We start from the raw sequence: 5677 nt of genomic DNA, 5'->3' as shown, positions 1-5677 counted from the left end.
TTGTAAAAAATCAAACGAGGAGACTTGGACTCTTGCAAGAGGCGCTGTAAATCCGCAATCTCATCTGTCAAAGCCGCTGCCTTGATGACAATTTCAGTTTCCTCTAAATTGCTGTCAATTTCGATTCGTAACTTCATTCCATCTCCTTTCTGACTCTACTATATCAAAGCCAAAATAAGAAAACAAGAGCAAAAAAGCAAGTGGTTACTTTAGGCACGTAAGTGGTTCTAGGACCGCCTTATACTCTTCGAAAATCAAATTCAAACCACGTCAGCGTCGCCTTACCGTACTCAAGTACAGCTTGCGGCTAGCTTCCTAGTTTGCTCTTTGATTTTCATTGAGTATTAACTTACAGGTCAAAATAGAAAGAAAAGCACACCCCACACAAGACCACAAATATAACCAACTACTACATCCTTGGGAAAATGCACTCCACCCAAGACTCTCACTAGACCTAGGAAGGCTGATAATATCAAACAAATCATCCCCATAGTTAGACTAGTATGTAAGCAAGCCATGGAGATAATGGTTGCTGAAAAGACATGACGACTGGGCATAGACTGACCAGGACTATCTCTGTCAAGCAAGGGTTTAATATCCCATTCCTCATAAGGCCTAGGGGAATTGATTTTCTTACGAAGAAAGGACAAAATCACAAAACCTGATGCAGGGATAAACAAATAGATTCCGGCCTGTTTCCCAAGTCCTTGTTGGAGATAGGTAATTGCTAACAAGGTTAGATAAATCATAGGCACAACTACCGTCATGAACCGATTGAAAGTTCTTAACAAGCTCAGAAAGATAGGCCTATTTCCAATCTTACCAGCAATGTGGTCATACCATTCTTGATAATTTTTCATATATTTTCTCATCACTTACTCAAATTTTGCTTATAGGGAAGCACTTGTCTTCTAGTATAGTGCAGAAAAAGAAGGCCGTCAAGCCTTCTTTCGATTTATTCTTCTGCTTCGTCTTCTGTAAATTGACTGTTGTAGAGGTCAGCGTAGAAACCAGCTTGCGCCATCAACTCATCATGATTTCCTTGCTCGATGATATTGCCATCTTTCATAACCAGAATAAGATCCGCATTACGGATGGTTGACAAGCGGTGGGCGATGACAAAGGAAGTTCTGCCCTCCATCAAACGATCCATAGCTTTCTGAATCAATTCTTCCGTCCGAGTATCAACAGAAGAAGTCGCCTCATCCAAAATCAAGAGTGGCGCATCTTTCAGCAAAGCACGAGCAATGGTCAAGAGTTGTTTTTGCCCGACAGACAAGGTTACTGTGTCGTCCAAGACTGTATCGTAACCATCTGGTAGGGTCATAATAAAGTGGTGAATCCCTACAGCCTTGCTGGCTTCAATCACGCGCTCATCACTAATCCCCTCTTGGTTATAGATGAGATTATCTCGGATAGTACCTTCAAAGAGCCAAGTATCCTGCAAGACCATTGAAAAGGCATCGTGTACTTCCGATCGCTTCATATCCTTGGTATCCACACCATCGATACGGATACTCCCCTTATCAATCTCATAAAACTTCATCAAAAGATTGACAATGGTTGTCTTACCAGCTCCAGTCGGTCCGACAATGGCAACCTTTTGCCCTGCATGAGCGGTCGCAGAAAAGTCATGGATGATAGTTCTCTCTGGTGTGTAACCAAAGGAAACTCGATCAAAGACCACTTGACCTTTCATATCGCTCAATTGTCTTTCTTTATGGGATTCGTCTTCCATTTCCTCTTCAGCTAGGAATTCGAAGACACGTCCCATGGCTGCACTAGCCTGCTGAAGACTAGTAATCCCTTGAGCGATTTGTGAAAGAGGCTGAGAAAAGATACGAACGTAGGCCATAAAGGCAACGATAATCCCGATACTGATGTGCCCATTTAAGGCCAAGGCTGCACCAACGATAATCACTAAGGCATAGCTAAAGTTCCCAATAAACATCATAATCGGCATCATAATCCCTGAAATAAATTGAGATTTCCAGATACTGTCATACAGACGATTATTTAATATCGTAAATTCTTCTTTCGTGCTCTCGATAGCATTATAACTGGTCACCACATTATGACCAGAGTACATTTCCTCCACATAACCATTGACAGCTGCCAAATCCTGTTGCTGACTCTTAAAAAAGCCCTGGGATTTGCCCATAAAGACAGACACGAAAGCAAAACCGATAAGAGTTGACACAACCGTCACCAAGGCTAAAATCCAGTTCATCCCAAACATGGTTACCAATACTGCTACGACCAGTAAACTAGATGAAAGAACTGTTCCTAGACTTTGATTGAGGGACTGGGCTGCAGTGTCAACATCATTGGTTACACGAGACAAGGTATCTCCTTGAGAATGTCCATCAAAATATCCCAATGGTAGGTGATTGATTTTCTCTGCAATCGCTCTTCTCAAACGCTCTGAAAAACGTTGAATAGCTGTTGTAAACAGAAAGGCCTGCAAATAATTTGATAGAAGCCCAATTATATAGATGATGACCAAAAAACTACCAATGGCTGCAACCGCCGCGACATCCACACTTGTTTCCAGACCACTGGCAATGATATTGGTCATTTCCTTGATACGAGTTGGACCATATACAGTAATGATATTGGATAGGATTGTTGCTAGAAAGGCTATCAGAAGGGCAAACTGGAGGCCTGCAAGATAGGGTTTACTCTGTTTCCAGAGAGACATTTTCTTATTTTCCATGTTCCAATTCCTCCTTCGATAGTTGTGAATAGGCAATTTCTTGGTAAACTTCGTTATTAGCTAGAAGTTCCTTGTGGGTACCTTGCCCCACGACTTTTCCTTGATCCAAAACCAAAATCAAATCTGCATCCATAATCGTTGAAATACGCTGTGCGACGATGAGTTTGGTCATAGACTTAGTTTTTTCTGCTAGCTCTTGGCGTAGGACACGGTCTATCTTGTAGTCCAAGGCTGAGAAGGAGTCGTCAAAGATGAGGATTTCTGGCTTCCGAGCTAAGGCACGCGCAATGGCCAGACGCTGTCTTTGACCACCTGAGAAGTTGGTTCCTCCTTGGGCCACTTCTGACTCTAAGCCCGATTCCTTATCTTCGATAAAGTTCTTAGACTGGGCCAACTCCAAAGCCTGCCACATAGCCTGCTCACTAAGTGGTGTTTCTTGACTCTGTCCAAAGTCCAAATTGCCCTTAACATTACCTGAAAAGAGAACCGCTTTTTGTGGAATATAGCCAACCTTGTTGCGCAAATCTTCTAAGGCATAGTCTTGAACATTGACATCGTCCACCAGAATTTCTCCGTCTGACACATCGTAGAAACGTGGAATCAGATTGACCAGAGTTGATTTACCAGAACCTGTTGACCCAATAAAGGCCACTGTTTGACCACCTTCTGCTTTAAAGCTAACATTCTCAATAACCGCCTCCGAATTTGCCGCATAGCGGAAGGTCACATCCTTAAACTCGACCTGACCTTTGAGGTTTTCATCAACCAGCTGCACTTGAGCAGGGTTTTGGATAGAAGAATGCAAATCTAAAACTTGATTAATCCGCTTAGCAGAGACCATAGTTCGGGGAAGAACGATGAAGAGTGCTCCCATGAGAAGAAAGCCCATGACAACCTGCATGGCATAAGACATGAAAACAATCATGTCACTAAAGAGAGGCAGACGCGCTATCGGAGTAGCGTCGTTAATCACATAGGCCCCAATCCAGTAAATCGCCACACTCAAACCACTTGAAATCCCCATCATGATAGGGTTCAAAATAGCCATAAGACGGTTGACAAACAAATTCAAGCGTGTCAATTCATCATTTGCTGATGCAAATTTTTCATTTTGGTATTCTTCAGCATTGTAGGCGCGAACGACACGAATACCTGTTAAACTCTCACGAGTGATACTGTTCAGTTTATCTGTCAACCCCTGAATCAAGGACTGTTTTGGAAAGGCTAGCGTCATCAAAACAGTCGTCATCAAAACGTTGACAATCACTGCCACAAGTACGGCCCAGAGCCAGTATTCTGAATGGCCTAAAATCTTCCCGATAGCCCAGATAGCCATAATCGGACCACGCGTAACTACTTGCAAGCCCATGGTAATCAACATTTGAACTTGAGTAATATCATTGGTGGTACGAGTTAAAAGACTGGGAATAGAGAATTTCTTAATCTCTGTCTGCGAGTAATCCAAAACTCGGTTAAAAATATCACTTCTCAGCCTACTAGTATAAGAAGCCGCCACTCGGGATGCAAAAAATCCAACTGCAACTACGGACAAGAAGGCAAGAAAGGACATTCCCACCATCATGCTTGCTGGCTGCCACAACTCATCTAAATTAGTTCCTTGACTACCTAGCAAATCCGTAATTTTCGAGATATAGGTCGGCACTTCCAACTCCAGATAGACCGAAAAGCAAGTAAAGAGAATGGCTAGTAAAATCATCCCCCATTCTTTTCTACTAATTCGTTTGGCTAATTTCTTCATTCTCTCCTCCTATTCCCTTGATATTTGCCTGTAGTTGACCGAGAACTTTCTCAAAAATCAGTAATTCATCTTCATCAATGTCTTCCATCAACTGCTTGTCTATGCGTTCAAAAAAAGCCTTAACCTCTTGCATCTGAGAACGTGCTTTGTTCGTCAGACGAACAAATTTAGCCCGCTTATCGCTGGGATTCGCCTCCAATTCCACCAAACCATTTTGCACCATACGCTTGACCAAATTACTAGCAACAGACTTGGTAATATTGAGTTCCTGCTCGATATCTTTAATCAAGACCAAGTCTTGGTTTTTCTCACGATTATCCAAAAAACGCACAACCTGACCTTGAGGCCCACCCATAAATTCAATACCACAACGTTTGGCTTCCTTTTGCACCATCAGATGAATCTGATGACCAAAACGCTTAAAGACTAACATCGGTTTATCCATACTAACTCCTTTCTAACAATCACATTTAGTTCTCCTAGGAACTAAATAAGTTTCCATGAGAACTATTTTACCACTTTGAAAAGAGATGTCAAGAAAAAGTTTCCTAGAGAACTATTTTCTTGATTCAAAAAATCCCAAGTGATTTTTTCACTTAGGATCATATTCTCTAGGTTAAATTAGAAACCGTCTACGTTTGTGTAGATTTTTTGTACGTCTTCGTCGTCTTCAAGAACGCTGTAAAGTTTTTCAAAGGTTTCAAGGTCATCGCCTGACAATTCCACTTCTGATTGAGGAATCATTTCCAATTCAGTCACTTGGAATTCTTCGATACCTGACTCACGAAGGGCAACGATAGCCTTATGAAGGTCAGTTGGAGCTGTGTAAACTGTGATTGTACCTTCTTCTGCTTCTACATCATCCACATCCACATCTGCTTCAAGCAATTGCTCAAAGACTGCATCGGCATCTTCACCTGCAAATACAATAACACCCTTGTTATCGAAGAGGTATGAAACCGAACCTGAAGCACCCATGTTTCCACCATTTTTACCAAAAGCTGCACGAACATTAGCCGCTGTACGGTTAACGTTTGAAGTCAAAGTATCCACGATCAACATAGAACCATTTGGTCCAAAACCTTCGTAACGTCCTTCTGTAAAGGTTTCGTCTGTGTTTCCTTTAGCCTTGTCCAAAGCCTTATCGATAACGTGTTTTGGCACTTGGGCTTGTTTAGCACGGTCGATAACGAATTTCAAGG

5 protein-coding genes and 1 pseudogene are annotated in these 5677 nt (G+C 42.1%); all 6 read right to left on the bottom strand.

Annotation, left to right across the window (positions count from 1 at the left end):
* Window positions 1–137: pseudogene (locus SMIDD26_RS01400) on the bottom strand (DNA-binding response regulator); the annotation flags it as partial.
* 219 nt (window positions 138–356) lie between these two features.
* Window positions 357–860 (bottom strand): phosphatase PAP2 family protein, encoded by a 504-nt coding sequence (locus tag SMIDD26_RS01395; protein ID WP_061438676.1) that lies wholly within the window; start codon window positions 858–860, stop codon window positions 357–359.
* Between the two features lie 95 nt (window positions 861–955).
* The gene (locus tag SMIDD26_RS01390; protein WP_061438675.1) at window positions 956–2716 is read right to left on the bottom strand and encodes an ABC transporter ATP-binding protein; all 1761 of its coding nucleotides are present in this window, start codon (window positions 2714–2716) and stop codon (window positions 956–958) included.
* Window positions 2706–4475: an ABC transporter ATP-binding protein gene (locus SMIDD26_RS01385; RefSeq protein WP_061438674.1), complete on the bottom strand. Its 1770-nt coding sequence runs from the start codon at window positions 4473–4475 to the stop codon at window positions 2706–2708. Before SMIDD26_RS01385 ends, SMIDD26_RS01390 begins: the two co-directional genes overlap by 11 nt.
* Entirely contained in the window at window positions 4450–4920 is a 471-nt protein-coding gene (locus SMIDD26_RS01380) for a MarR family winged helix-turn-helix transcriptional regulator (protein WP_023940349.1), read from the bottom strand. The genes SMIDD26_RS01385 and SMIDD26_RS01380 overlap by 26 nt, the downstream gene beginning before the upstream one ends.
* Before the next feature lie 176 nt (window positions 4921–5096).
* A partial coding sequence (locus tag SMIDD26_RS01375; protein WP_246746844.1) for a YebC/PmpR family DNA-binding transcriptional regulator occupies window positions 5097–5677 on the bottom strand: 581 nt, incomplete at its 5' end.

The sequence above is a fragment of the Streptococcus mitis genome, assembly GCF_001579035.1.
GTDB classification, from domain to species: domain Bacteria; phylum Bacillota; class Bacilli; order Lactobacillales; family Streptococcaceae; genus Streptococcus; species Streptococcus mitis_J.
The sequence above is the reverse complement of the archived record's forward strand: the minus strand, read 5'-3'. Positions and strand labels throughout refer to the sequence as shown.